2 protein-coding genes are annotated in these 1,815 nt (G+C 71.3%); both read right to left on the bottom strand.

Going from position 1 to position 1,815, the window contains the following annotated elements; all coding sequences use genetic code 11:
* Window positions 1–94: 94 nt before the first annotated feature.
* A complete protein-coding gene (cpaB, locus tag FV222_RS24890; RefSeq protein WP_147753453.1) occupies window positions 95–889 on the bottom strand; it encodes a Flp pilus assembly protein CpaB in 795 nt (264 codons plus the stop codon).
* A gap of 131 nt (window positions 890–1,020) precedes the next feature.
* Entirely contained in the window at window positions 1,021–1,542 is a 522-nt protein-coding gene (locus FV222_RS24885) for a prepilin peptidase (RefSeq protein WP_238272270.1), read from the bottom strand.
* Between the last annotated feature and the right edge of the window lie 273 nt (window positions 1,543–1,815).

The raw sequence follows: 1,815 nt of genomic DNA, 5'->3' as shown, positions 1-1,815 counted from the left end.
GGGTGGGCGAGGGCGCCCGCGGGAGGGCCGGCGGCCATGGATCCGGACTCCGTCATCGGCTGCACCTCATCGTGCGGTTCGGGCATCTTGGGGCTCACCGCGTCTGCTGCCGGCTGACGCCGAAGCGCATCACCGTCAGGGCCGCCTCCTGGGGAGCGGCCTCGGCCTCCGGCGGACGGCCGGAATCGGCGAGGCTGCGCAGGGCGAGCGAGAGGGAGCCGACCTTCTGGGCCAGCGTGATCTTCTCGGCCTGGCCGGGGGTCAGGGCGAGGGTGGCGGTCTCGCCAGTGACGACGTTGGTGCCGTTCTTCTCCTGGATCAGCTGGCCGACGGCGAGGACGCGCACGTCGGTCAGGATGGTCTGGGAGACCTGGACGTCGCTGCCGGTCGACTTCGAGTTTTCCTCGTCCCGGAAGGTGCGGATCACGTCGACGCGGTCGTTGGGCAGGATGAAGCCGCCGGCCGAGTTGGTGCCGCGGCTGTCGGTGACGATCGCCACGGCGCGCATCCCGGCGGGCAGGATCGCGGCCATGAAGCCGCTGTCGGGGCGCACGAGCTTCTGCGGACGGATCGGCTCGCCGGACAGGAAGGCCGAGCGGGTCGTCGCGCCGGCCGTCTCCTCCAGCGCCTTCGGCACGTCCTTGCGAGTGATGTAGCCCGGGGTCAGCGCGTCGTCGGGCCATTTCTGCCAGCGCAGGTCGGCCGGCTGCAGCACCTGCCCCATCGGCAGCTCGGCGGCCGCGACGAGGACGTCGGTGGTCGGCGCCGCGGGCGCCTCGACCTTGACGACCGTCGGCGGGGGCGGCGGGTCGCCGCCGCTCATCAGGAGAGCCGCTCCACCGCCCGCGACGAGGGCGATGGCGAGGACGGCAAGACGCGCTGGTTTCATCGTCGGGCCAAAGCAGGGGACGGCAGGAGTGCCATCCGTTTCCCGACGGTAGGGGCGAAGTCCTCAAATTAGGGTTAAGGAGCGATGACCGCCCGGTTTTTGCCGATGTCCTGTTGCGGACGGCCCCGGAATCAACCGCCGAGGGCGCGCGTCCAGACCAGCGTCTCGGGCAGGATCATCAGGGCGGAGGCCGCCAGCGCGATACCGTAGGGGATGCCGGTCTTGGCGTCGTGCAGGTGCAGCGCGAAGGGCAGGCGGGCGACGGTCCGAGGCAGGGGATGGCTGCGCGCGAGCAGGATCGCCAGGGTCAGCGCCCCGCCGAAGATCGAGGCGACCAGAAGGTAGTCGAGGAGCTGGTCGAACCCGATCCACAGCGCGGTCGCCGCCGCGAGCTTGGCGTCGCCGCCGCCGATCTTGCCCAGCGCGAACAGGGTAAAGGTGACGGCGAGCACGAGCGCGCCGGCCGCGAGGTGCATCCCGATCTCGGGCAGGCTGAACAGGCCGGTGGCGGCCACCGCGCAGAAGCCGGCGATCAACGCCAGCGAAATGCGGTTCGGGATCAGCATCGTGAGGAGGTCGCTCGCCGCGGCGTAGGCCATGAAGAACGGGAAGACGACGAGGAGTCCGAAGCCCGCCAGACCGGTGCTTGCCATCACGCTCGCCATGACCGTTGCCATCATCCTTGCCGCCGCGGTCGACCCGACCGTCGAGGTGGCGTTCGAGGCCCAGTGTCGGGCGAGGGCATGAAGAAAGCGCAAATCACGGCTGGGAGAGCCGGGGCGTCGCGCAAGACGCCGGCCTCGCGGCCGACGACGCGAAGCCGATCCCGCCACCGCGGGATCGGCTTTGGCCCGCGAGGGGGCAGGGCGTGCGCGACCGCGACCGGACGCACCCCGACGTGTCGTTGCGCGGCCGCGACGAGCGGG

Origin of the sequence: Methylobacterium sp. WL103, from assembly GCF_008039885.1 — a bacterium.
GTDB classification, from domain to species: domain Bacteria; phylum Pseudomonadota; class Alphaproteobacteria; order Rhizobiales; family Beijerinckiaceae; genus Methylobacterium; species Methylobacterium cerastii.
The sequence above is the reverse complement of the archived record's forward strand: the minus strand, read 5'-3'. Positions and strand labels throughout refer to the sequence as shown.

Excerpts from the sequence above, each read along its gene's own strand:
- FV222_RS24885 (WP_238272270.1), bottom strand. The coding sequence starts at position 1,542 with ATGGCAAGCACCGGTCTGGCGGGCTTCGGACTCCTCGTCGTCTTCCCG.
- cpaB (WP_147753453.1), bottom strand. The coding sequence starts at position 889 with ATGAAACCAGCGCGTCTTGCCGTCCTCGCCATCGCCCTCGTCGCGGGC.